Origin of the sequence: Neisseria perflava, assembly GCF_024170405.1 — a bacterium.
In the GTDB taxonomy this organism is placed as follows: domain Bacteria; phylum Pseudomonadota; class Gammaproteobacteria; order Burkholderiales; family Neisseriaceae; genus Neisseria; species Neisseria perflava_B.
This window is the reverse complement of the sequence record NZ_JALJYC010000004.1, coordinates 83,684-108,965: the sequence shown is the minus strand read 5'-3', so window position 1 is coordinate 108,965 and position 25,282 is coordinate 83,684. Positions and strand designations below refer to the sequence as shown.

Genomic DNA, 25,282 nt, shown 5'->3' with positions numbered 1-25,282 from the left:
TCCCCAGCCACAACCTTGTTGGGGAGTCGTCAAGCGGTTAAGACACTGGATTTTGATTCCAGCATGCGAAGGTTCGAATCCTTCCTCCCCAGCCAGCCCCTTATTTTGGGGAGTCGTCAAGCGGTTAAGACTCTGGATTCTGAATCCAGCATGCGAAGGTTCGAATCCTTCCTCCCCAGCCATACGAGAGCGTGTAAGCTATCTTACACGCTCTTTTATGTTGCAGTTTGTGCAATAAAATTCAGCATGATACTTTGTTTTGTGCGGAATTTCTGCGTATAATGTCGGCCTTGGGCATTCCAGCCGTAGCGCAGAAGGAAGCATGATGTTTTCCGAGCAAAAATTCAACGTAAATTCAGGTGAAGAAGATATGGCCGCATATGATAATTTGATGGTGTTTACCGGTAATGCAAATCCGGAATTGGCGCAACGCGTGGTAAAACATCTGGGCATTTCATTGGGGGATGCCTCCGTAACCAAATTTTCAGACGGCGAAGTGGCCGTTGAACTCTTGGAAAACGTCCGTGGTCGCGACGTATTTATTTTGCAGCCGACTTGTGCGCCGACCAATGACAACCTGATGGAAATTCTGACCATGGCCGATGCGCTCAAACGTGCTTCTGCCGGTCGTATTACCGCCGCCATTCCGTATTTCGGTTATGCTCGCCAAGACCGTCGTCCGCGTTCTGTACGCGTGCCGATTTCGGCTAAATTGGTCGCCAATATGCTGTATTCCGCCGGTATTGATCGTGTGTTGACGGTTGACCTGCATGCCGACCAAATTCAGGGTTTCTTTGATATTCCAGTAGATAATATTTACGCTACTCCGATTTTACTCAATGACATCAGTCAGCAGCGCATTGAAAACCTGATTGTGGTTAGTCCGGATGTTGGTGGCGTAGTTCGTGCACGCGCTGTTGCTAAATCGTTGAATGTGGATTTGGCGATTATCGACAAACGCCGTCCGAAAGCCAATGTTGCCGAAGTGATGAACATCATTGGCGATATTCAAGGTCGTACCTGCCTGATTGTTGACGATATGATTGATACCGCCAATACCTTGTGCAAAGCGGCATCCGCTTTGAAAGAACGCGGTGCCGAGCGCGTATTGGCTTATGCTTCGCATGCCGTATTCTCCGGTGAAGCCATTAAGCGTATTGCTTCGTCCGATATTGACCAAGTGGTGGTAACTGATACTATTCCGTTGTCGGAAGAAGCGAAAAAATGTGAGCGTATCCGTCAGGTAACTTTGGCCGGTCTGCTGGCCGAAACGGTGCGCCGTATCAGTAACGAAGAATCTGTGTCTTACCTGTTCAATGAAGAATTGGAAGTCATGGGCGGTGGGGTTTATCTGCCGTAAATAACGAATTAAAAGCCACCTGTATCTTTTAAAGATACAGGTGATTTTAAGCCATGCCGTCTTAAGCTGGTCGCGGCCGATGATGGCGATTTTCTGTACTTCGGTACGTTATTTTTATTTTTTAATTAGGACTTTTATTATGTCATACGAAATTCAAGCTGCCGTTCGTGAAGCTCAAGGCACTGGTGCGAGCCGCCGCCTGCGTCGCGAAGGTCAAATCCCTGCGATTCTGTACGGTGAAGGCCAAGAGCCGGTTGCGATCTCTGTCGATCACAAAACCGTATTCTACGCATTGGAAAAAGAATCTTTCCACACCGCTTTGATTAAACTGTCTTTGAACGGTGCCACTCAAGACGTTATCGTGCGCGATTTCCAAATGCACCCGTTCCGTCGTGAAGTGCAACACATCGACTTCCAAGCCGTTAAAGCCGATCAAATCGTACGTATCCGCGTACCGCTGCACATCGTGAATGCTGAAAACTCTCAAGCCGTTAAACTGCAAGGCGGTCGTGTTTCTCTGCTGAACACTTCTGTTGAAGTATTGGCTCTGCCTGCGAATATTCCGGCTTTCTTGGAACTGGATTGCGCATCTGTTGTAGCCGGCGACATTCTGCACTTGTCCGACATCAAACTGCCGGAAGGCGTAGAAAGCGTTTCTCTGAAACGTGATGAAAACTTGGCTGTTGCAACCGTTACCGGTAAAAAACGCTAATTTTGATTGTACAAAAAGCCCGTCGCAATGGCGGGCTTTTTGTACATCTGGAATTTGGCTGTCAAATACAGGCATTTCAAAAGTTAAATGCCAATAGAAGGTAAAAGGCCGTCTGAAAAATCAAAAACACATCCGATAAGGTATGGTTTTAATTGTTCAGACGGCCTTTTCAGCTGTGCCGCTTTATTTTTGCGGTGCAGAAGCTGCAGGCTGCGGCGGTGTCTGAGTTTGCTCAGAGGAAGCAGCCGTAGCCTGGGTGGTCTTTTGAACTTGCGGTGTAGTTTTTTTGTCTTGAGCAGCCGGTTTCCCAGCAGCCGGTTTCTCGCTGACGCTGCTGCCAAATGTGGTTTTAAACCATAAGACAATACTGTCCCAGGTACGGCCGAACCAGTTTGCTTCATCAACGGCATTTAGGGCAACCACATCTTTTTCGGCAAGTACTTCATTACCTTTCATGATTTTTAATTTTCCCAATACCTGGCCTTTTTGAATCGGTGCCAATACCGGCTGAACAGTTTCTAGAATCGGTTTGATACTGTTGCCGCTGTCGTGCGGAATGGTTACATAAGTCACGTCGTTAAAACCGATGTTGACCGCATTGCTGCTGCCTTTATAGACCTTTACTTGGGAGATGGCTTCGCCGGCGTTATACAGCTTAGGCGTATCAAATGCTTGCAACGCCCAATTGAGCAGCTTGCTGCTTTCGGAAGCGCGCGCTTCGGTGGATTCGGTGCCGACGACAACCGATACGATACGGCGGCCGTTGCGTTTGCTGGAAGCGGCCAAATTATAGCCCGCGCTTTCGGTATGCCCGGTTTTCAGGCCGTCCACGTTGGAATCGCGAAAGAGCAGCAAGTTACGGTTGGGTTGCTCGATACCGTTGTATTTGAACGATTTGATTGAAAATACGGGATAGTATTTCGGATAATCTTTGATTAAGGCGGAAGCCAGCGTCGCCATGTCGGTTACGGTCGAAACATGTCCTCCTGATGTCAGGCCGGTGGGATTGTTGAAATGGGTTTTGCTCATGCCCAGCTGTTTGGCTTCTTCATTCATCTGTTTGACAAACTCATCAACCGAACCGTTGCCCATCGCTTCGGCCAGCGTAATGGCGGCATCGTTACCGGATTGGACAACCATCCCTTTAATCAGGTCGCTGACGCTGACGGGAATTTTCGGGTTGAGGAACATGCGCGAGCCTTCCACTTTCCAACCGACGTCGGAAACGGTCAGCATTTGATCGGCTTTTAACGTGCCGTTATCCAATGCCTTAAACGCCAGATAAGCCGTCATCATTTTGGTAAGCGAAGCAGGTTCGATAGGCGTATCGGCACTATTGGATGCCAATACTTGATTGCTGTACAAATCTTTGACGATGTAGGCAGTCGCCGCAATATCGGGCGGCGTGGTCGGGCTGTTGATGCCGGGCATGAGCGTTTCCGGTTGCACGGCTGAGGCGGCTTGGTTGGCTGGCTCTGAAGCGGCTGCGGAGGCAGGGTTTTGAGGAGCCGACGCCGTTTTTTGCGGCGCAGCAGTTACGCTCTGACCGGCAAGCAGGGAAGCAAGCGTCAGGCTGAGTAAGGTTTTCTTCATCACTATGGGGTTAATCCGTTTGCGGGCGTTTGCAGAAAAAGGGAGAACGGGCAAATGCCGTCTGAAAATCAATCATGCCGGGTGCTGCGTGATGTGTGTTTTGCCATTAATCATAAGAATCATGGTAATAGCTTAATATCGCAGCATTCAGGCTTAAGGACATACGGCCGACATTATACCGACTCATGCTTGATTTGCTAAGATTTTTCTTGCTTTCAGACGGCCTCGGGGGTATGGTTTAACCTTTCGTGTCCCTTTATTGACACGCTTTGAAATGATTTATCCGAATACGGGTAAACAGCGCTGCCTCTTGCCGCTGCTTACCTTACGGACAATAAACAACAGCATTTACATTACTACATTATCATGAACACGCGACTTTCCTATTCCGATTATCTTATCCGTATCCTGACAGCCTCCGTTTATGATGTGGCCGTTGAAACCCCGCTGGAGCAGGCACGCGGCCTGTCTGTGCGCTTGAAAAACAATATTATGCTCAAGCGTGAAGACTTGCAGCCGGTCTTTTCCTTTAAAATCCGTGGTGCTTACAACAAAATGGCAAACTTGCCCAAAGAAATGCTCGCCTGTGGCGTGATTACCGCCAGCGCGGGCAACCATGCGCAGGGCGTGGCGATGTCGGCGCAGCGTTTGGGCTGCCGCGCCGTGATTGTGATGCCGGAAACCACGCCGCAGATTAAAATCGACGCAGTGAAAAACCGTGGCGGCGAAGTAGTGCTGAAAGGCGTGTCGTTTAACGATGCCTATGACCATGCGGTCGAATTGGTCAAACGAGACGGTTTGACCTATATTGCGCCGTTTGACGACTCCGATGTAATTGCCGGACAAGGTACCATCGGTATGGAAATCGTGCGCCAACGCGCGGATAAAATCGACGCAGTGTTTGTACCCATCGGCGGCGGCGGCTTGGCGGCGGGTGTGGCGGTGTTCCTCAAACAAGTGCGCCCAGATATCAAGGTTATCGGCGTGCAAACCGATGATTCTTGCGACATGAAGCAATCCGTAGCAGCGGGTAAGGTCGTGGCTTTGAAAGATGTCGGCCTGTTTTCAGACGGCACGGCGGTAAAAGTGGTGGGTGAAGAAACTTTCCGCTTGTGCAATGATTTGTTGGATGACATTATTACCGTTGATACCGACGCGGTATGCGGCGCGATTAAAGATATTTTCGACGACACCCGCAGCATTGCCGAGCCTGCCGGTGCGCTGGCCTTGGCCGGTTTGAAAGCATATGTGGCGCGCAGCCGTGCCGAAAACCAAAACCTGATTGCCATTGTCAGCGGCGCGAATATGAATTTCCACCGCTTGCGCCATGTCTCTGAGCGCAGCGAGTTGGGCGAGGGTAACGAAGGCATTTTCGCCGTTACCATTCCCGAGCAGCCGGGCAGTTTCCGCGAGTTTGTCAATGTGTTGGGCGACCGCAATATTACCGAGTTCAACTACCGCTACGGCGACGACAAGCAGGCGCATATTTTTGTCGGTATTCAGACGGCCGGTTCGAAAGATTTGGCAGTTATCAGTAAGCAACTGAACGCCGCTGGTTTGCCCAACCAAGATTTGACCGACAACGAAATCGCTAAAATCCACATCCGCTATATGGTCGGCGGCCGCACGGATAAAGTCGCCAACGAGCGCCTTTACAGCTTTGAGTTCCCCGAACGCCCGGGCGCGCTGGCGGATTTTCTCAACCACATGAAGAGCGATTGGAACCTGACCTTGTTCCATTACCGCAACCACGGCGCGGACTACGGCCGTATTTTGGTCGGCATTGACGTGCCGCCGCAAGACAGCGCGGCATTTGATACCTTCCTCGACAGCTTGGGTTACATCCATCATGATGAAACCGACAATGCTGCTTATCGGCTGTTTTTGTCGTAAATCCGGTTGTATAGTCGTTCCACTTTAGTTTGATACAGCGTTGCTGCGCCTTGCTCAAAGAGGAGGCTTGACTAAGCTGCCGAAGCAGCAAGTCTCGCCGACCCGTACTATCTTACTGTCTGCGGCTTGCTGCCTTGTCTCAAACTAAATTGAAACTACTATATCTGACGAGGCCGTCTGAAAATGATTTTCAGACGGCCTCTGATTTTTTTACGATAAACGGCGCCAATCCGCTAAAATACGCATTTCATAGTACGATTAATTGGAAACCAAACCATAGATACGGCGTAGGTTGGGTTGTAAACCCAAAATTTGCCTAAATGCCCGTTGGGATTTCATCCCAACCTACGCGGTTTGGTTTTTTACTTATTTCACCATATGACCGATAAACTGTGCATGCATACAAACATCAGATGGCTGTATGTATGCGAGTTGCTCGGCGATACACATCAATCCATAACAATAAAGGAGTGCCGATGGGCAGTTATCTTTTCCTTGAAGCATTAGTCGTGATTTTCCTGTTGTCGATGGCGACAACGCTGTTTAACAAACACCGCTTAGGGCTGCCCGACGCCATTGGCGTACCGATTGTCTCGGCGTGGTTTGTGTTTCTGCTGCAATGGTCGGCCGGTTTGATGAATCAAAGCGATGTTGTGTCCATCAATATCGACAAAATCGAAGCCGTGGTGCGCGGATTCAATTTTTATGACTTTCTGGTCAACGGCGTAATCTGTTTTATTCTGATGGCCTCGGCGTTGAAATTTAAAGCGTCCGACTTGAAAAAATACTGGAAACCCATCGGTATTCTGGCAACTTTGGCGCTGCTGCTGTGCGCCCTTATCTATTCCGGCCTGACTTATGCCTTCTTGTGGGCAATCGGCTATAAAGACATCAATTTTACCATCGTGCTGTTGATGGGGGCGGCTTTGGGTGCAACCGATCCGGTCGGTATCAAAGGCGTGCTCGGCTCGGTACGCGCGCCGCATCATCTGATGGTGAAGCTCGAAGGCGAATCGCTGTTTAACGACGCGATGTGTATCGCCTTGTTTATGGCGATTTTGAAATTGGCCGAAGGCGGCACGGTTACCGTCGGCGGCGTGACCGGCCTGCTGCTGATGGAGGTGGTGGTGGCCGTATTAATCGGGTTTGTCGCCGGTAAAGTTACGCTATTGATTCTGCGCCTGAAACAAAGCATCGAATCGCTGATTATGACCACCGGCCTGCTGGCAACCGGCTCTTATCTGGTGGCGCTGCTGTCGCATGCGTCCGCGCCGATTGCCTGCGTGGTGGCCGGTTTGGTGGTCGGTAACAAATGGCAGGAAATCTTGTCGCAAAAAGACATCAATGAAGTCAACCATTTCTGGCATTTGGTGGAAGGCATTATTAATGCATTCCTGTTTACCTTGATTGGTTTGGAACTGTTTATCGTTGATTTTGATATGACCCTGCTGCTGGGCGGCATTGCATCGTTTATTTTTCTGCACATCGCCCGTTTTGCCGGCAACTTTTTGGCCTTTGCCTTCTTCCCGAGCGTGCGGCGCAAAAGTTTTAACGGCAGTTTGACGATTTTGTCGTGGGGCGGCGTGCGCGGCGGCATTTCACTGGCGCTGGTATTGGCGGTAGCCACTACCGTCGAGGTTTTGCAACCGTATAGCGATATTCTTATCGGCTACACCTTTATCGCCGTTTTGCTCTCGGGCGTGGTGTGCGGTTTGGGTTTGCCGCAGGTTATGAATGCGTTTTACCACAATGAAAACGAGCCTAAAGAAGGCTTTGCCGGTTGGTATCAGCGCATGTGCCATAAATTGAACCGCCAAGGCTTCCAATATGTCGTCAGCACCGCAGCCGACGGCAGCGAAGTGTTGACGGTGTATGAGCCGCAAACGCTGGTGGAAAAAATGAGCCACGCCGATACTGAAAAAGGCGAAAGCGTACCGACCGTGGCGGAAATCCGCGAAGAAATGGAACGCTTGGAACATCCGGACAATTTTTAACCATTGATGATGTGCTGTTAAACAAATGCCGTCTGAAAAATTTTTCAGACGGCATTTTTGCCTTGGTAGATCCTAGACCGCAGAACGCTGCATTTTCACCATTTTTGCCCAGTTGTAATAGCCGTAAATTGAATTGCACAAATACATGCAATACATCAGCAGCAGCGGCAGGCTGGTTTCGCCGTTTTTTACCCACACCACAGCCCACAGCGAAATGGTCAGGATATTAGTCGCAATCCACAGCAGCCATTGCTCGCGGTAGCGCAATACCATCAAAATCTGCGCCACGATGGAAATTACCACCGTTACCCCGTCCAAAGCGGGCAAGGCGCTGCCCAGCCAGCGGAGCAGCTCAATGTAGGCCAGCGTGCCGACCACCGAAGCGGCGATGACTATCAGCCATTGTTTCGCATTCAGCGCTTTGGCAACGACTTCCTCAGCATGTGCGGCATTGGCGGTATGCTCGCGCGTCATGTGGCGGCGCCAGGCGGCAAAGCCGATAAATTGCACCGGTACATACACCAGCAGGTTCAACATCATTTCGCCGTACAGCGTATAGGTGTAGGAAATATATGCATACAGCGATACGGAAATCAGCCCGAAAAAGTAATTGCTGATTTTGCCTTTGCCGACAAACACCACGCACAAAATGCCGGTAATCGCGGCGATGGTCGCCAGCAGGGAATCGGGTTGAATCACAAAAACAGCGATTTGAATCGCCAGAAACAGCATCAGCCAGACCGCTTCAAATTTTGTCCAGCCATCAAACAATTCGCTTTTCAACCATTGCCACATTGTTTTCTCCTTTAAAACTTAAACGGCATCAGTATATAACACCGCTTGCAATGGCGGAATATTCGTTTATCGCATGGCAGGCCGTCTGAAAAACAGCGTTTCAGACGGCCTCTCCGCCGGTGGCAAACGCCGTCAAATCCAAGCGGGTATCAAACAGTTTCTTGACATCGGCTTGGTGGCTGACGGCAATGACGGCGGTATCCGGCAGTTCGCTTTGCAGCAGCTGCATTAAAGCCAAAGCTGAGTCGTCATCCAGCTGGTTGGTGGCTTCGTCCAGCAGCAAAACGGCGGGGCGGTGCAGCAGGGCACGGGCGAGGCTGAGGCGTTGCTGTTCGCCGCCGGATAGGATTTTATGCCATTCCCGTATCTCATCGGGCGGGCTGTCGGCCAGCTGTGCCAAACCGACTTGACGCAGAATGTGTTTCAGCGTTTCGTCATCGGGCAGCGGCGCGCGGGGATAGGCCAGTAGGCGGCGCAAGCTGTCTTGCGGCAGATAGGGGCGTTGCGGCAGGAAAAGCGCGTCGGCGGCCGTCTGAAAATGCCCCCGATAATACGGCCATAATCCGGCCAACACCCGCAGCAGGGTGGATTTGCCGATACCGCTGCGCCCGTCCAGCAGCAGCCATTCGCGCGGGGCGGCGTGTGCGGACAGGTTTTGCAGCAGCACGCGGCCTTCGGCGGTGTGGACGGTTAGATTTTGCACGGTCAGCAGCGACGGTGCGTGTTTGCTTGACGTGGTGTTTGAAACAGTTTCAGACGGCGTGAGGATGTCATGCGGCGGCGGTTCATCGCCCGATACCTGCGCCAAGGCCGTCTGAAAACCGGCCAAACGCTCGACCACCGCCGCCCATTCGATAATGCGTTTATAGTAGTCCATAAACCAGCCGAAGCCGTCCTGTACATTTCCAAACGCGCTTCTGGCCTGCATCATGTCGCCGAAAGTCATCGTTTTGGCCAGATACATCGGCAGCGTGGCGATAATCGGGATAAACATGCTCAGGCGCAGGTAAGCGGCGGTAAAGGTTTCCAGCTTAAACTCGCGCCCGATAAGCTGCCTCCAGTTGCTTTGAATCCGCGAAAAATGCCCGTTCAGACGGCCTTGCTCCGCTGCTTCGCCGCGATAGAGCGCGATTTGTTCGCTGTGGTCGCGAATGCGCAGCAGCGTGGCGCGGTAGTCGGCCTCGCGGTGTTGGCGCTCGACATTCAGCACTTGCAGTTTGCGCCCGATAAGGTGGGTGGCAAGGGTACACAATGCCGACCATACCAGCGCTACCCACACCAGATAGCCGTAAACCGTCAGCGTTTTGCCGCCGATTTGAAAGGTCTGCACGCCCGAAAGCTGCCACAAAACCGCCACGAATGCGCCCAACTTGGCTGCATTCATGATGAAATATTTAAATAAATCAATGCTTTTTTCTGATAGCAGATACACATCTTCGGCAATTCGCTGGTCGGGATTGTCCGGCTCGCCTGTGATTTGCAGGCGGTAGTGGCGGCCTTGCGCCAGCCATTGCCGCTCGAATTGCTGCGTCAGATGGGTGCGCCAGCGCAGCAGCAGCGTTTTGCGCAGCCAGTTGCCGCACACCACAAAGGCCGTGACTAAGGCGATGTAGCCGAGAAACTCGGCAATCAGCGCGGGCATGACGGCACCGTTGAAATCGGCCAGCGCGTCGTAAAAGGTTTTGTTCCAAGCGGTAATTTTAACGCTGACCTGCACCACGCCTAGGGAAAAACCGACCACCGCCGCCAGCAGCAGCCATTCGCGCCATTGGGTTTGGCGAAACCAAAACGGGGCGGCGAGTGAAAAGAAGCGTTTGAGGGTATTCATGGCGGGTATTGTACAGGGAAAGGATAGAGCCGTGAGGCCGTCTGAAATATACTTCAGACGGCCTCACGGCTTAGACGCAAAGGCGCGCCTTGGTGTTTTTCAGACGGCTTTAGAATTTCCAATTCAATTTGAAAGCCACATTGCGCGGTGTGCCGTAGAAGTTGTTCATGCCCAGCGTGCGAACGCGGTTGTTTTCATAATAACGCTTGTCGGTCAGGTTGCTGCCGACCAAGGCCAGTTGCAGGTTTTTGGTCGGCTCGTACTGCACGTTGGCGTTAAACAGCGTGTAGCCGCCCTGATGCACGCTGTAAATGCTGGTGGTTTCGCTTTGCACCGTCATGCCGCCGCCAATGGTCCATTTGTTGGCCTTGCCCGGCAAACGGTAGCTGGTGTACAGGCGGAACATATGGCGCGGGGTAAACACGCTGAAATTGCTGGCGGCGGTGTAGCGGCTGCTTTCGGTTTGGCGGTATTTGCTGTTGTTGAAGGTGTAGCCGGCAAACACTTTCCAGTTTTCCGTCAGGTTGCCGGAAGCTTCCACGTCAAAGCCCTGGCTGCGCACTTCACCCAAGGAAGTGTAGTAGCCGCCGTTTTTGTGGCTTTGGTCGGTTACGTAAATTGGGCGGTTTTTTTGGGTCACGTGAAAGAGCGCCACAGAGGTGTTCAGCGTGCGGTTGAACCATTCGCCTTTCCAGCCGATTTCATAGTTGATGCCCATAAGCGGGTCGAGCATTTTGCCGTAGTAATCCAAATTGGTCTGCGGTTTGAAAATGCTGGTGTAGCTGGCATACACGCTTTGCTGCGGCGTGATGTCGTAGGTTATGCCGAAGTAGGGGATAAAACGGTTTTTACTGTTAGCCACATATTCATCAGTATCCGAATCGGCTTTGCTGTTCCACCAGTTGTAGTCGGTCAGGCTGCTGGCGCGCCAGCGGGTGTAGCGCGTACCGGCGATGATGTGCAGCTTGTCGGTCGGATTAAAGCGCGTGCCCATCATAAAGGCGTTGGAGCTGATACTGGATTTGTAGAACACTTGGTCATTGTATTGCGACCAGTCGGGCGAGGCGATTTCGGTACCGGTAAAGGTAAACGGGCTGTATGCGCTGCTGTTGCGGATGCGCTGCCAAGTGGTGTCGTTTTTCTCGTGCGAGTAGGTGTAGCCCAAGAATAAGTCGTGGCTGCGGCCGAGCAGGTAGTATTTGCCGTTTAAGTTTAATTGCAACGCGGTCTGCTTGCCTTTGTTGACATAGCGTTGCAGGTTTTGCGTGCTGAGCGTGCCGTTGGCGGTCAGGCCGGTATAGCTGGTTGAGCTGTTGTAGATGGCGCCGAAACGGTTGTCGGAATCGTTGTTGTAATGGTTGATTTTGGCGGTCAGCTTCCAATCATCGTTAAAATAATGTTCAGCTTCGGCGAAGACGTTAAATTTTTTATAAACGGCGTTGTTCCAATCGTAGCCCAGATAAGTATCGCGCGACAGGCCGGATTCGCCGCCGTTTACGCCCATTGGCACGCCGAAATTGTCGGGCGTGTATTCGTTGCGCTGGTACATAACACCGGCGGTGAGTTTGGTGTTTTCGCCCGCATCGGCTTCCAATACGCCGTAGAGCATGCCCTTTTTGCCGTCCACATTGTCTTTGAAACTATTGTCGCGTTCCAATACGCCGACCATGCGCCCGCGCAGGGTTTTGGCTTCGTTGAGGCGGCCGGAGAGGTCACCCACGCCCCGAACCGTGCCGAAGCGGTCGGCGCTCAAAGAGACGCTGCGCTGGGTTTGCGCGGTCGGTTTTTTGCGTACGGCGTTAATTGTACCGCCCGGTTCGTTGTTGGACTGGGTCAGGCCGGTGGCGCCGCGCACCACTTCGATGTGGTCGTACACCGCCAAATCGGTCATGCTCTGCGAATCGCGGTAGGGATTGCCCGACGCGCCGCCGGCCACGGTGGTGGCTAGGCCGTCTTCCTCGATTTGGTTGATGTAGAAACCGCGCGACAGATAGCGGTAGCGGCCGGAATCTTTGACCACGTTGACGCCAGTGGTGGTTTTCAGCGCGTCTTCCATGGTGCTGATGTTTTGGTCTTCCAGTTGGGTTTTGGTAATCACGCTCACCGATTGAGGCGTCTCTTTCGGCGACAGCGCCAAACCGGTGGTGGTGCGCATGGCGGAAGTGGTGTAGCTGTCGCGGTTTTCCGTGCGGGTGGAGCGGTTTTGGCCACTGACGTTCACGGTTTTCAGCTCGGTCTGCGCCGCGTTTTTTTCTTTGTCGGCGGCTGTGTCGTCGGCAAAGGCCGGGGCAGCGGCCAGCAGCAGTAAGGAAAGGACGGATAGCCGGAAAGCGGGACGGGTGGTTGAGGTTGGCATAATGGGCAAATCTCTTAGAATAAATAACAGGTTGTAGTTTTAGGACAATGCAATTAAATGCGTATGAAGTTTTGTTATTTTATTATTATTAGGAATTGGAATCAAAAATTAGCACACAAATTTTTTATCTTTAGTTGCATAATGACAACAAATTTTATTTTCGTTAAAAATAATCAATAAATGAATCATTTATCAAAAAGGCCGTATGAAAAAATTTCAGACGGCTTTGTTAACCAGCGGGATGGGGTGGCGACGGATTTAGTAAGAATCGGGAATATGCTTGAAATAAAGCAACATCAAATACCAAATCAAAGTTGCTGCTGCTGCGCCGAGCAATACCCAGGCGCTGATTTGCATGACTTCGCGCAAGGCGCGTTTTTGCCTGCGGTTAAACAGGCGGCTGACAATCAGCGCCACAAGCGCAAAGAAAAAGAAAAGGCGGAGTAGGCGGCCTATCATGGGGGCTGGTATCTTTCGGAGCAGAGGCCATCTGAAACGGCGGAGGTTGCGGCGCAGCGGGCAGGCGGCAGGTATCGGGTCGTCAGGTCGGGTAAACGGTGCAGCGGCGGTTTTACGGCGCGGCCGGCGGCAAACCGTTTGCCCAAACGGATTCAGACGGCCTTGATATTGTGCAAAACGCCGTTTGAATCGTTATAATACCGTTTTTGCCGCACACCTTGGAAGAATCATGATGAAAAATGGATCGGTGGGCATCGTCAAGCCCGAGAAAATTCCGTTTGAAATGCCGTTGGCGCTGGCCGACGGGCACACGCTGCCGCGCTTCGATTTGATGGTGGAAACCTACGGCATACTCAATGCCGACAAAAGCAACGCCATTTTGATTTGCCACGCCCTATCGGGCAACCATCATGTGGCGGGCTACTACACGCCCGAAGACAAACATCCCGGCTGGTGGGACAACATGGTCGGCCCCGGCAAACCGATTGATACCGAGCGTTTTTTTGTGGTGGGGCTGAACAATCTGGGCGGCTGCCACGGCAGCACCGGCCCGGTATCGGAAAACCCGGAAACCGGCCGCGAATATGGCGCGGATTTTCCGATGGTTACGGTAAAAGACTGGGTCAAATCACAGGCGGCGTTGGCCGACTATTTTGGTATCAGCCAATGGGCGGCCGTGGTCGGCGGCAGCTTGGGCGGCATGCAGGCGCTGCAATGGGCGATTGACTACCCCGACCGCCTGAAACACGCGCTGGTCATCGCTTCCGCGCCCAAACTCTCCACGCAAAACATCGCCTTTAACGACGTGGCGCGCCAAGCCATTCTGACCGACCCCGATTTTAACGAAGGCAACTACACCCGCGCCAAAACCATCCCGCGCCGGGGGCTGCGCATTGCCCGCATGATGGGGCACATCACCTATCTGGCGGAAGACGGCTTGGGCGCCAAATTCGGCCGCGAGCTGCGTTCCGACGGCTATCAATACGGCTACGGCGTGGAATTTGAAGTGGAATCCTATCTGCGCTATCAGGGCGACAAATTCTCCGGCCGTTTCGATGCCAATACTTATCTTTTAATGACCAAAGCGCTGGATTATTTCGACCCCGCCGCTGATTTTGGCGGCAACCTGACGCGCACGCTGCAAAACGTGCAGGCCAAATTTTTTGTCGCCAGCTTCAGCAGCGACTGGCGCTTTTCGCCCGCGCGTTCCAAAGAATTGGTCAAAGCCCTGATTGCCGCCCGCAAGCCGGTGCAATATATCGAAATTGAATCCAAGCACGGCCACGATGCTTTTTTGATGGAAGACGAAGCCTATATCCGCGCGGTGGCGGCGTATATGAACAATGTGTTTAAGGATGTGCAATCATGAATTTACGCGACGATTTACAACTGATTTATGATTGGATTCCTGCCGGCAGCCGCGTGCTCGACTTGGGCTGCGCCGACGGCGAACTGCTGGCGGCTTTGGTGGAACACAAGCAATGCAGCGGCTACGGCGTGGAAATCAAAACCGACGGCGTGATTGCTTCGATTGCGCGCGGTGTCAACGTGATTCAGGCCAATTTGGAACGCGGTTTGCTGGAGTTCGGCGACAATACGTTTGACGTAATTGTATTGAGCCAGACCATCCAATCCATGCGCGATACCGAATTGTTCCTGCGCGGCCTGACCCGCGTGGCGAAGCAGGCGATTGTAACCTTTCCGAATTTCGGCTATTGGCACAACCGCCTGCAAATCGCCCTCGGCGGCAAAATGCCCGTATCCGAGCGCATGCCCTACCATTGGTACAATACGCCGAACATCCATTTGTGCACGCTCAAAGATTTCGAGTTGTTGTGCGCCAAAAACAACATCCGAGTACTGGAGCGCGCCGTGATGACCGGCAACAAGCGGGTGGCGCATTTGCCGAACCTGCTCGGCAGCCTGGCGTTTTACCGCGTGGGCTGACCAGACAGGCTTACGGCAAAGGCCGTCTGAACACAGGATTCAGACGGCCTTTGCCGTATCCGGAATTTGACTCCGCGCAGATATTGGCGGATTAGCCGCCTATGCGGCCAACAATAAATTGTAATAAACCTACATTGTTTATATAATGCCGTCTGAAATCTTCAGATACAGTTAAGGATGTGTAAATGAATATATTAAACAGCCTGTTAGGGATGGCAGTGTTGATTGCCGTTGCGGTTTTGTGTTCGAGCAACCGCCGCGCCATCAAAATCCGTACCGTGGCCGGGGCGTTTTTGATTCAGGTATTACTGGGCGCGCTGGTACTGTATGTGCCGGTCGGCCGCAGCATTCTGCTGGGCATGTCGGATGCGGTCAGCAAAGTGATTTCTTACGGCAACGAGGGCGTGAGTTTTCTGCTCGGCGGCATGGTGTCGGACAAAATGTTTGAGCTTTTCGGCGGCGGCGGTTTTGTGTTCGCCTTCCGCGTGTTGCCGATGATTGTGTTTTTCGCCTCGCTGGTGGCGGTGTTGTACCACGTTGGCGTGATGGGCTGGATTATCCGCTTGATTGGCGGCGCGTTGCAAAAGCTGTTGGGCACATCCAAAGCCGAATCCATGTCGGCTGCGGCGAATATTTTTGTCGGCCAAACCGAAGCGCCGCTGGTGGTGCGCCCGTATATCAAAAATATGACCACTTCCGAGCTGTTTGCCATTATGTGCGGCGGTTTGGCTTCCGTGGCCGGTTCGGTATTGGGCGGCTATGCGCAGATGGGCGTGCCGCTGCCGTATCTGATTGCCGCCTCGTTTATGGCGGCGCCGGGCGGCTTGCTGTTTGCCAAATTATTGGTACCCGAAACCGAAACCATCAAAACCGATGCCGCGATTGAAAGTGACGAAGACGACGACAAATCAGCCAACATCATCGACGCGGCTACCAGCGGCGCGATTACCGGTTCGCAAATCGCCATCTGCGTAGGCGCTTCGCTGCTGGCTTTTGTTGCCCTGATTGCTTTGGTTAACGGCATTATCGGCGGCGTGGCCGGATTGTTTGGTCACGGCGATTTGACGCTGCAAATGATTTTGGGCTGGCTGTTTTCGCCGCTGGCCTGGCTGATTGGTGTGCCGTGGAACGAAGCGGGGATTGCCGGTTCGCTTATCGGGCAAAAATTGGTAATTAATGAATTTGTCGCCTATTCCGAGTTTGTCAAATATCTGTTGCCCGAGTCGGCAGTCAAACTCAGCGAGGGCACGCAGGCGATTATCTCCTTTGCCCTGTGCGGCTTTGCCAACTTCGGCTCGATTGCCATTTTGGTCGGCGGCCTCAACATCATGGCGCCCAACCGCCGCAAAGACGTAGCGCGCTTAGGGCTCAAAGCGCTGCTGGCCGGTTCGCTCTCCAACCTGATGAGCGCCGTGATTGCCGGATTGTTTATTGGTTTGTCGGGTACGTCGGTGATTGGCTGATTCCTTTAAAAACAGGCCGTCTGAAATGATTTTTCAGACGGCCTGTTTTTTTGTTGAGGCATATCATTCATATCTTTCAAAACGGCATTGCGCTATTGGATTACGCCACCGTTTTGGATTACAATCTGCTACAAGGTTCAGACGGCATGCCGTTTAATTTTGAATGATTACAGAAATAGAAAGAATCTGACATGACAACATTTGCACAATTCTTACCGCAACACCTGCAACAATACAATATTCCTGCCGAATTAGGCAGCGTTTTAGCATCCGTAGTTGCTGCCTGCGAAGACATCAGCGACAAAGTGCGCTTGGGCGATTTGTCCGGCGTATTGGGCATGGCCGGTACGGGCAACGTACAAGGCGAAGACCAGAAAAAATTAGACGTTATCGCCAACAATATCCTGATTGACGTGTTAAAAACCAATCCCAACGTCGGCGGCATGGCGAGCGAAGAAGAAGATACCTTTGTCGCCGCCAATGAAAACGGCGGCTATTTGGTCTTGTTTGACCCGCTCGACGGCTCATCCAATATCGACATCAACCTCTCCATCGGCACGATTTTCTCCATCCTGCCCAAACCCGCAGGCGAGTTGACCACCGAATCCTTCCTGCAAAAAGGCAGCAACCAAGCCGCCAGCGGCTATGTCTTATACGGCCCGCAAACCCAGCTTGTGTTTACCCTCAAACACGGCGTGTATGTGTTTACCCTAAATGAAAAAGGCGAATTTATCCTTACCAAAGAAAACCCGCAAGTCGCCGAGCAAGCCGCTGAATTTGCCATCAATATGGCCTACCAGCGCCATTGGCTGCCGCCCATGCAGCAATACATCAGCGAATTGCAGGCCGGCAAAACCGGCCCGCGCGGTAAAGACTACAATATGCGCTGGGTCGCCAGCATGGTGGCCGAAATCCACCGTATCCTTATGCGCAGCGGCGTCTTTATCTACCCGCAGGACAAACGCGATTTAAGCAAACCCGGCAAACTGCGCCTGATGTACGAAGCCAACCCTATGAGCCTGATTATGGAACAGGCCGGCGGCGCCGCCAGCAACGCATTGGAGCGCATGCTCGACATCCAACCCACCGGCCTGCACCAGCGCGTCGCGGTGGTAATGGGCAGCAAGGAAGAAGTGGAGTATGTGAATAAGCTGCACCAGCAGTAAAGGGTGTGGATTTAAATAGATAAAAGGGAAAGGCCGTCTGAAAATAGGGTGTTGGTTTTCAGATGGCTTTTTTTGATAATTTAATTTTATGAGAGATTATTATGAAAATAAAGAAAATATGGGTTAAACGATTTAGATCTATTAACAATATAGAATTAGATATTAATACAAGCAATAATTTTATCAGTATTTGTGGCCCTAATAATGTTGGGAAAACAAACGTTTTAAGGGTGTTGAGCTTATTTTTTAATCCAGGTAGCTATATATTTAAGAATGATGTTCCATATCTAAAACAGCATACTAGAGGAGGGTCTATTGCAACTGAAATTACGATTTATTTTGAGGATCCATCGTGTAAAATATATGAAATTAATCGGAAAATACAAATTCTAAACGGAGAAATTAATGTTAAAACGGAAGGGTTTATCTGGAAGGATGGCATTGGCAAAAGAAAACCAAAGGAAGCACTAAATGAAGGGGATATTAGAAAGTTTTTAGAGAAATTCGTATTTCTTTTTATTCCCGCCATTAATGTGTCATTTCCTGAGTTAATAAATCTAATAATTAACGATGTTTATGATATCGCATTTGATAAAGCCAGATTTTCAGGCCTTAAGGGAAAATTGAAAACCTCTTTTGATGAGTACAATAACGGATTAATTGAGGTGTTAAATCAATTGGCGGAAGAGATAAACCCATTGTTTCAAGAATTTAATAGTAATTGGGCTGTTGAATTTAGGAGCACTGCGGAGGTTAATAAATTTCAAGATTTAATTTCAGAAGATATTAATTTCTATATAGATGATAAAGCAGGGTTTAATAATGAAAGCAAAGGATCTGGGCTACAAAAATTAGGCTTTATTTTACTACATCAAAAAATTATTGAAAAAATTGCAAAATCTAAGCATGTCATCTTCTGTATAGATGAGCCAGACGCATTTATTCATAGGGGGCTGTAATTAAAGTTAAAAGAAAAATTAAATAACATTGCAACAAGCCACCAAGTTTTTGTGACAACTCATTCACCTGAATTTATAGATTCATCTAGTTTAATAAATGTAATTTTATTAGATTAAAAAATTGGTGAAGAAAAATTATATAAGAGAACAAAAGAATTCATTAATCCAATTAATACTATTTCTATTGATTTATCAGAGGAAGATGGTGCCAAAAAGATTAGAGAATATCTAGGATTAGAGGAGGATAAAACAGATCTTTTAGATACTAATAATATATTTGTAGAAGGGGAATGTGATGAAAGGTATATAATTGAATTATGTAAAATTTTTAACATTCCTACAAAAAGGATATTAGCTATTGGAGGGGTCTCAAAGTATGATAGAGAATTAGAATTTTATGAAAGCTGGTATTCAGACTCAGCGAAAAAGCCAAAGATTACTTTGCTATTTGACAATGACGAAGAAGGAAGGAAGTGTTATGAAATTATTCATAAGAAGCAGGGTCATTTTAAAAATATCCAAATTAAATGTGAATTTATTCCTACGAGAGATGGAAACATTCCTGATACAGATAAGCTTCAAAAAGTTAAAAGTAATTTGGAAATAGAAGATTTTATTTATCCAGAGTTAGTTTTCTATCTTGCTAATTTATTACTAAGTAAAAAAGAATCTATATCTAAATTTTCTTTTAAGGAGTTAGAGAAAAAATTAGCAAATAAAGGATTTGCTGATGAAGGTATATTGGCATTAATGGATAACTTGTTAAAAGATAAGAATCCGGATGGATTGGGTTCTCTGAGCTTTTCTACTCCGAGCATGAAGGGAGGGCTAGCATCACAATTTAAAATATCAGGCAATAAAAGAATGACAAGTTTATTAATAGATGCTGATAAAAAATATCCAAAGGTAAGGGAGTTTTTGGAGAATCTTATGTGTAGCAAGCCGTAGCCTGCACACACGTTAAAATCACATTGTAGCGTGCATGCCCCAGCATGCACGCGTTGTTTGGGCTATGTTTTTATGCCGTCTGAAAGATTTGGTTTTTCTTAAACCCAATATTTCAGACGGCATAATTTTATTTCGGGGTAAATTCATCCTGTGGCTGCGCCGCATTTAATTAACCAACGCGTGCATGCAGGGCATGCACGCTACTGATGGATAAGACAAGCGTAGCCTGCTTGGAAGTAGGTTGGATTGCAAACCCAACATCGGTTAACCCAATATCCATAAAATTTTTGTTGGGATAACATCCCAACCTACTGCCAACCGCTATTTCTTTAACAACGCCCGTTTCACAATCATCAGCCAATCTTTTTTATCCAATACCGGCCGTTGGGTAAATACGTCGTATTTGCAGCCGTCGAGTTTTTGCAGAATCAGTTGTCCGCCGACGACGATCATGCGCAGCTCGAAACCGATACGGCCTTTGAGCGTCGTACCCAGAGGTGAACCGGCTTTGAGCATTTGAAAGGCGCGGTCGCTCTCGTAGGCCATCAGCCGCTGAAAGGCGAAATCGGCTTGTCTGGCAGCGATTTGCGCTTCGCTGACGCCGAATTTTTGCAAGTCGTCTTGCGGGATATACACGCGCTCTTTTTGCCAATCGACGGCGACGTCTTGCCAGAAATTGATGAGTTGCAGCGCGGTGCAAATACCGTCGCTGCGGGCAATGCTGACGGGGTCGGTTTCGCCGTAGAGGTGGAGCAGGATACGGCCGACGGGGTTGGCGGAGCGGCGGCAGTAATCGACGAGTTCGCCGAAATTTTGGTAGCGTTTTTTCACCACGTCTTGCTTGAAGGCGGAAAGTAAATCGTAAAACGGCTCAAGCGGCAGGGCGAAGGGGCGCAGGGCTTCGTTTTGCAGGCGCTGCATAAGGGGCGTTTGCGGGGCTTGGTCGGCGGCAATACGGTCTAGCTCGGCTGCCAAATCCTGTAAGCCTTGCAAACGGGCGGCGTTGTCGGCTTCGCCTTCGTCGGCGATGTCGTCGGCGGTGCGGGCAAAGGCGTAAATGGCGTGAATCGGCTTGCGTAGGCGGCGCGGCATGGCGAGGGAGCCGACGGGGAAGTTTTCGTAGTGGTTGACGGACATGGCGGTGTGTTTTCTTAAAAGGATGTTCAGACGGCCTCAGATAATGGAGGCCGTCTGAAAAATAGATAAAATAGATGGTGAGTTGAGTAGTGCTTAAAGTTTCAGCAATGCGCGCCCTCCCCTGTGGGGGAGGGATGGGGAGAGGGCTAAACGCTTATGATTTAAGCAACGTTTCCTGATTTGCAACCATTTTGCCCTCTCTCTAGCTCTCCCCCACGGGGGAGAGGACAGTCAGTAGGAACTTCAAGTATTTCAGGATGATTTGAGCGGCTATATTACCCCAATCATCATTAGATTGTCTGCCGCTTAAAACCCGTTTTCCATCATAATCTGGCCGGGTACGCGGTTGCGGTGCATGGCGAAGCCTAAATCCAGCAGGGCTTGGAAGGTGTCTTTAACCATCGCGGGGTTGCCGCAAATCATAAAGCGGGTGTCGGCGGGGTTGAAAGTGTAGCCCAAGCGCTCTTCTAGGCTGCCGTTTTTCAGCCGTTCGGGAATGCGCTGCATGCCGAGTGCGCCCGCAGTAGTTTCGCGGGTGGTCACGGGGATAAATTGGAATTTGGCGTAATATTCTTCAATCAGCGGATGGTCTTTCAGGGCGGCCAGACGCTCGTTGAAAATCAGCTCGTCGGCGTGGGAGACGGAGTGTACCAGCGCCAAGCGCTCGAAACGCTGCCAGATTTCGGGTTGCTCCAAAATGGAGAGAAACGGCGCAATGCCGGAGCCGGTGCACAACATCACCAAATCTTTGCCGTCGGGAAAACGCTCGGGCAACAGGAAACCGGTGGCGGTTTTATCAAGCAGAATGGTGTCGCCCGCTTTCATTTGCTCAAATTTGGCCGACATCGGGCCGCCTTCAATGAGGACGGCGAAATATTCCAGCGTGTCGGCGTATTCGGCGGAGACGATGGAGTAGGCGCGCCAGATATAGCCTTCGCCATCGCGGAAACCGAGGCGGGAAAACTGCCCCGCCGCAAAGCGGTAGGATTCGGGGCGGGTGATAGCAAAGGTCATCAGCTTGGGCGTGTGCTGTTTGACCCATAACACGGTTTCTTCGGTGAATTTGGCTTCGGGGGCGGCGGCCATTGCTTTTCCTTTGGATGATGTGTGTGTTCAGACGGCCTTTATTATAGGGCAAGGCCGTCTGAAAGAAAAAGGGCATAGAAAAAGCGGAATGCCGCGATAGGATTCCGCTTGGGGAGGGTTTACACGTCGTAAGTGCCCATTGCGCTGGCGCTCTCGAGGATATGACCCTGCATGGCGAAGTGCAAATCATTGAAGCGGAAACTGCGCGGCAGGTTTAATTCGGTATCCAGCGCATACACGATTAATTCGTAGCGGTGGCGGCAGTTGGGCGGCGCCATGCCGCCGTAGTAGGAGGCTTCATCCAAATCGAGTTTGCCCAATACGCTGGCCCAGCTGTTGGCACCTTGGGTGTAGTCGGTGGCGCTTTGGCTTTCGTTTTCGGCAACGGAGGTGCGTTTCAAATCGGCAATCAGCCAGTGGGTCCACACAAAACCGCTGGCGGTAATTGCGTCTTTGTCTTCCAAAACCACGGCAAAGGATTTTGTGTCTGCGGGGGCGTCGCTGATGTCGAAGGGAATCGAGTAGGTCGGCATACCGCCGGGGCTGAATTGGCTGCCGCGTTTGCCGTATTGGTCGGGAAATTCGCCGTTGACGAGGGCGGGGATGGTCACTTTCATGTTGGCTCCTTATCGGCTGATGAACTGCTTTATTCTACCCGAAAGGCCGTCTGAAAAAAACGACAATTCCGTTTCAGACGGCCTCCGCTTATCGGGTTTGCTGACAAAAATGCGCCGCGCTGCCGTATAATGGCGGCAAAATCACCCAACTGTTTGAGGAAAGCAAAAATGAAATGGGAAGGACGCGAACAGAGTTCTAATGTAGAAGACCGCCGCAGCAGCGGCAGTAGCGGCGGCGGTGGCGGCGGACGCAAAACGCCGGGCATTATCGGCATTATTGTGTTGCTGGTCGGCGCATATTACGGCGTGGATTTGAGCGGTATTGTTGGTACGCCGTCGCTGGGTACGAGCAGCGCCACCAGTCAGCAATCGACTTTGAGCAGCAGCGAAGAAACCAAGTTAAACGAATTATCGCGCGTGGTGTTGGGCGATACGGAAAAAACGTGGAGCGCTTATTTCAGCAAACACGGCGAAAAATATACCCCGACCACGATGGTGCTTTATACCGGCGGTACTTCCACCGCCTGTGGTACCGGCCAAGCGGCGATGGGGCCGTTTTACTGCCCGAGCGACCGTAAGATTTATCTGGATTTGTCGTTTTACGAAGACATGCGCACCAAGCTCGGCTCGGCCAGCGACGCGGCTTTTGCCTACGTGATTGCCCACGAAGTCGGCCACCATGTGCAAAACCTGCTCGGCATTCTGCCGCAGGTAAATCAGGCGCAGCAGGGCGCGAGCCAGAAACAGGCCAATGCGCTGTCGGTAAAATTAGAATTGCAGGCCGACTGTTTCGCCGGCGTATGGGGCAGCTCTGCGGTCAGCCAAAAGCTGTTTGAAGACGGCGACATTGAAAAAGCGATGGCCGCCGCCGCCTCGGTGGGCGACGACCGTTTGCAAAAACAGGCGCAAGGTTATGCCGTGCCCGACAGCTTTACCCACGGCTCATCCGCAGACCGCATGAAATGGCTCAAACGCGGTTTGGAAAGCGGCGACATCAACCAATGCAATACCTTCGCCGCCAACGCCAGCTAAAACGCCCGGCGTGATAGGCAAAGGCCGTCTGAAATCAGGCGGCCTTTGTGGTTTGGGCGGTAAATACACTATAATCTGCAACCATTATTTTTTCAGACGGCCTTTCTATGCTCAGCTACCGCCACGCTTTCCACGCCGGCAACCATGCCGATATGCTCAAACATTTTGTGCTTTATCTCACGCTGGATTATTTTAACCGCAAAGACAAACCCTATTGGTATATCGACACCCACAGCGGCGCCGGATTATATGATTTGGGCAGTAGCGAAGCGCAGAAAGTCGGCGAATATAAGCAGGGAATCGAGTTGCTTAAGCAGGCGCAAAACCTGCCGCCGGAATTGCAAGATTTTTTAGGCCGTCTGAACGATATTCTGCCGCAAGAAAACCTGTATTGCGGCTCGCCCTGGCTGGCGCAGGCGCTGACCCGCAGCAGCGATAAATTACGCCTGTTTGAGTTGCACCCCGCCGATTTCCAACACCTGCAAAACAATATGCGCGAAGCCCGTTTGGGGCGGCGCGGCCAGATTGCGCAGGGCGACGGCTATCAGGGGCTGATTGCGCTGCTGCCGCCGCCGACCCGCCGCGCCGTGATTTTGATTGATCCGCCGTATGAAGAAAAACAAGATTATCAGCGCGTGGTGCATACCCTGAAAGAAGCGCAAAAACGCTTTGAACCAGGCTGCTATTTGGTATGGTATCCCTGCCTCAACCGTAAAGAGAGCCAAAAACTGCCTGAGCAACTGGCGAAACTGTCGCCCGATAATTACCTGCACGCCGAGCTGCATGTGCACGCGCCCCGCGCCGACGGTTTCGGTATGCACGGCAGCGGCATGTTTATCATCAATCCGCCGTATCTGCTGGCGGAGCAGTTGCAACGCAATTTGCCGGTGTTGGCGCAAGTGTTGGCGCAGGACGTCGGGGCGCGGTTTGTGCTGGATAGCCGAATTCGCTAGAAAATTAAATAAAAAAGCGCGGATAAATACATCCGCGCTTTTTTAATACTGATATTTTATGCGTTAGGCTCAATTTCAAAAAACAGCTTTTCCTGCTTTAATCCATTGCCGTCTGAATCCGTCAACGCCGCTTGCGCTGCGGCAAATTTAATCACCGCCAAACTCAAGCTGCCCGTATCGGTCATCGCGGTATTGATGATAACACCCGCTTCTTCACCGTCGGACAACACCGCAATCCCTTCCGCTTTCAAAGATTTGCCGCTCAACACCGCCAAGCCGCGTTTGACTTGGCCGCGATATTGGGCGCGGGCGATGATTTCCTGACCCGGGTAGCAGCCTTTGCGAAAATGCACGCCGCCGATGGTGTGTTGGTTCAGCATTTGCGCCACGGCGGTTTCTTTGGTGGCGGCGCTAATCCACGGATAGCCGCTGCGGATTTCGTGCAGCTTCCAGGTGTTTTCATCCGCATTATCGTATGCGGGCAGACTGTCGCCTATGCCGATTTTCAGACGGCCTCCGTGCGGCAGGGCAACGGTATAAACGCCGTTGGATTCTTGCGCACCGAAGGCCAAATGCGGCTCATTAGCAGGCAGCGGTTGCGCGTTGTCGTCCAACTCGCCCGCTACGCCGAAATCGGGCAGCGGCTCAAACACCACTTTGGCGCGTAAAACAAACATGCGCAAACGCTTCACCACCGCCTCGGCCAAATCCGCCGCCATTGCCAGCAGGATATCGTCGCCACGGTTTAACACCAGCATATTGGCAATCACGCGGCCTTTGGGTGTGTTGTAGGTGGCATAACAGGCTTGGCCGGGCGCAAGGTGTTCGATGTCGTTGGACAACTGTCCGTGTAAAAACGCAGCGCGGTCGTCGCCGCTGACGCGTACAACGGCGAAAAAGGGAAGGCGGGTTTGCATAATCAATCCTTATCAATCCTGAAAACGGTTGCGCAAGATATGAGGGCGGAAGCGGCGGATTAAAAGG

General features: G+C 51.2%; 21 protein-coding genes and 2 tRNA genes. 14 read left to right on the top strand and 9 right to left on the bottom strand.

From position 1 onward, the window contains the following. Positions 1-19: 19 nt before the first annotated feature. From J2T37_RS02725 to J2T37_RS02710, 4 genes are all read left to right on the top strand, one after another. Positions 20-95, top strand: a tRNA-Gln gene (locus J2T37_RS02725). An 11-nt stretch (positions 96-106) separates the two neighbouring features. After that, positions 107-182: transfer RNA gene (locus J2T37_RS02720), tRNA-Gln, on the top strand. 188 nt (positions 183-370) lie between these two features. Further along, positions 371-1,360 (top strand): ribose-phosphate pyrophosphokinase, encoded by a 990-nt coding sequence (locus tag J2T37_RS02715; protein WP_253353662.1) that lies wholly within the window; start codon positions 371-373, stop codon positions 1,358-1,360. A 139-nt stretch (positions 1,361-1,499) separates the two neighbouring features. Next, on the top strand, positions 1,500-2,072 hold the full coding sequence (locus J2T37_RS02710) for a 50S ribosomal protein L25/general stress protein Ctc (RefSeq protein WP_253353661.1): 573 nt from the start codon (positions 1,500-1,502) through the stop codon (positions 2,070-2,072). 183 nt (positions 2,073-2,255) lie between these two features. On the opposite strand, the gene J2T37_RS02705 is transcribed toward J2T37_RS02710, so the two are convergent. Then, positions 2,256-3,665 (bottom strand): D-alanyl-D-alanine carboxypeptidase family protein, encoded by a 1,410-nt coding sequence (locus J2T37_RS02705; RefSeq protein ID WP_253353660.1) that lies wholly within the window; start codon positions 3,663-3,665, stop codon positions 2,256-2,258. 366 nt (positions 3,666-4,031) lie between these two features. Here J2T37_RS02705 and ilvA point away from each other — a divergent pair, with 366 nt between their 5' ends. Further along, positions 4,032-5,558, top strand: coding sequence for a threonine ammonia-lyase, biosynthetic (gene ilvA, locus J2T37_RS02700; RefSeq protein WP_253353659.1), 1,527 nt, complete (start codon positions 4,032-4,034; stop codon positions 5,556-5,558). A gap of 476 nt (positions 5,559-6,034) precedes the next feature. Beyond that, entirely contained in the window at positions 6,035-7,552 is a 1,518-nt protein-coding gene (locus J2T37_RS02695; protein WP_253353658.1) for a cation:proton antiporter, read from the top strand. A 72-nt stretch (positions 7,553-7,624) separates the two neighbouring features. Here J2T37_RS02695 and pnuC read toward each other — a convergent pair whose 3' ends face one another. From pnuC to J2T37_RS02675, 4 genes are all read right to left on the bottom strand, one after another. Further along, positions 7,625-8,347: a nicotinamide riboside transporter PnuC gene (gene pnuC / locus J2T37_RS02690; protein ID WP_253353657.1), complete on the bottom strand. Its 723-nt coding sequence runs from the start codon at positions 8,345-8,347 to the stop codon at positions 7,625-7,627. Positions 8,348-8,447: 100 nt separating this feature from the next. Further along, positions 8,448-10,175, bottom strand: coding sequence for an ABC transporter ATP-binding protein/permease (locus J2T37_RS02685; RefSeq protein WP_253353656.1), 1,728 nt, complete (start codon positions 10,173-10,175; stop codon positions 8,448-8,450). A gap of 109 nt (positions 10,176-10,284) precedes the next feature. Further along, positions 10,285-12,531, bottom strand: coding sequence for a TonB-dependent siderophore receptor (locus J2T37_RS02680; protein ID WP_253353655.1), 2,247 nt, complete (start codon positions 12,529-12,531; stop codon positions 10,285-10,287). A gap of 258 nt (positions 12,532-12,789) precedes the next feature. Further along, positions 12,790-12,990 (bottom strand): protein MIGRI, encoded by a 201-nt coding sequence (locus J2T37_RS02675; RefSeq protein ID WP_253353654.1) that lies wholly within the window; start codon positions 12,988-12,990, stop codon positions 12,790-12,792. Between the two features lie 229 nt (positions 12,991-13,219). Between J2T37_RS02675 and metX the strand changes: the two genes are divergently transcribed. From metX to J2T37_RS02645, 6 genes are all read left to right on the top strand, one after another. Continuing rightward, the gene (metX, locus tag J2T37_RS02670; RefSeq protein WP_253353653.1) at positions 13,220-14,359 is read left to right on the top strand and encodes a homoserine O-succinyltransferase MetX; all 1,140 of its coding nucleotides are present in this window, start codon (positions 13,220-13,222) and stop codon (positions 14,357-14,359) included. Continuing rightward, positions 14,356-14,937: a methionine biosynthesis protein MetW gene (metW, locus tag J2T37_RS02665; RefSeq protein ID WP_253353652.1), complete on the top strand. Its 582-nt coding sequence runs from the start codon at positions 14,356-14,358 to the stop codon at positions 14,935-14,937. The genes metX and metW overlap by 4 nt, the downstream gene beginning before the upstream one ends. Before the next feature lie 185 nt (positions 14,938-15,122). Then, the gene (locus J2T37_RS02660; RefSeq protein ID WP_253353651.1) at positions 15,123-16,400 is read left to right on the top strand and encodes a NupC/NupG family nucleoside CNT transporter; all 1,278 of its coding nucleotides are present in this window, start codon (positions 15,123-15,125) and stop codon (positions 16,398-16,400) included. 191 nt (positions 16,401-16,591) lie between these two features. Continuing rightward, positions 16,592-17,566, top strand: a complete 975-nt coding sequence (locus J2T37_RS02655) for a class 1 fructose-bisphosphatase (RefSeq protein ID WP_253353650.1) — start codon at positions 16,592-16,594, stop codon at positions 17,564-17,566. A gap of 101 nt (positions 17,567-17,667) precedes the next feature. Continuing rightward, complete coding sequence (locus J2T37_RS02650) at positions 17,668-18,525, top strand: ATP-dependent nuclease (RefSeq protein ID WP_253353649.1); 858 nt, start codon at positions 17,668-17,670, stop codon at positions 18,523-18,525. Positions 18,526-18,966: 441 nt separating this feature from the next. Continuing rightward, on the top strand, positions 18,967-19,473 hold the full coding sequence (locus J2T37_RS02645; protein ID WP_253353648.1) for a hypothetical protein: 507 nt from the start codon (positions 18,967-18,969) through the stop codon (positions 19,471-19,473). 321 nt (positions 19,474-19,794) lie between these two features. Here J2T37_RS02645 and hpnC read toward each other — a convergent pair whose 3' ends face one another. The 3 genes from hpnC to J2T37_RS02630 form a co-directional block, all read right to left on the bottom strand. After that, positions 19,795-20,610 carry a squalene synthase HpnC gene (gene hpnC, locus J2T37_RS02640; RefSeq protein ID WP_253353647.1) on the bottom strand — a complete coding sequence of 272 codons (816 nt, stop codon included), beginning with the start codon at positions 20,608-20,610 and terminating at the stop codon, positions 19,795-19,797. Between the two features lie 306 nt (positions 20,611-20,916). Continuing rightward, a complete protein-coding gene (locus J2T37_RS02635; RefSeq protein ID WP_253353646.1) occupies positions 20,917-21,696 on the bottom strand; it encodes a ferredoxin--NADP reductase in 780 nt (259 codons plus the stop codon). A gap of 119 nt (positions 21,697-21,815) precedes the next feature. After that, on the bottom strand, positions 21,816-22,313 hold the full coding sequence (locus J2T37_RS02630; protein ID WP_253353645.1) for a YbhB/YbcL family Raf kinase inhibitor-like protein: 498 nt from the start codon (positions 22,311-22,313) through the stop codon (positions 21,816-21,818). Positions 22,314-22,481: 168 nt separating this feature from the next. Here J2T37_RS02630 and ypfJ point away from each other — a divergent pair, with 168 nt between their 5' ends. Both ypfJ and J2T37_RS02620 read left to right on the top strand, forming a co-directional pair. Beyond that, on the top strand, positions 22,482-23,345 hold the full coding sequence (ypfJ, locus tag J2T37_RS02625) for a KPN_02809 family neutral zinc metallopeptidase (protein ID WP_253353644.1): 864 nt from the start codon (positions 22,482-22,484) through the stop codon (positions 23,343-23,345). Between the two features lie 107 nt (positions 23,346-23,452). Beyond that, entirely contained in the window at positions 23,453-24,298 is an 846-nt protein-coding gene (locus tag J2T37_RS02620; RefSeq protein WP_253353643.1) for a 23S rRNA (adenine(2030)-N(6))-methyltransferase RlmJ, read from the top strand. A 56-nt stretch (positions 24,299-24,354) separates the two neighbouring features. Here J2T37_RS02620 and ygfZ read toward each other — a convergent pair whose 3' ends face one another. Then, a complete protein-coding gene (gene ygfZ / locus J2T37_RS02615; protein WP_253353642.1) occupies positions 24,355-25,215 on the bottom strand; it encodes a CAF17-like 4Fe-4S cluster assembly/insertion protein YgfZ in 861 nt (286 codons plus the stop codon). Positions 25,216-25,282: the final 67 nt, after the last annotated feature.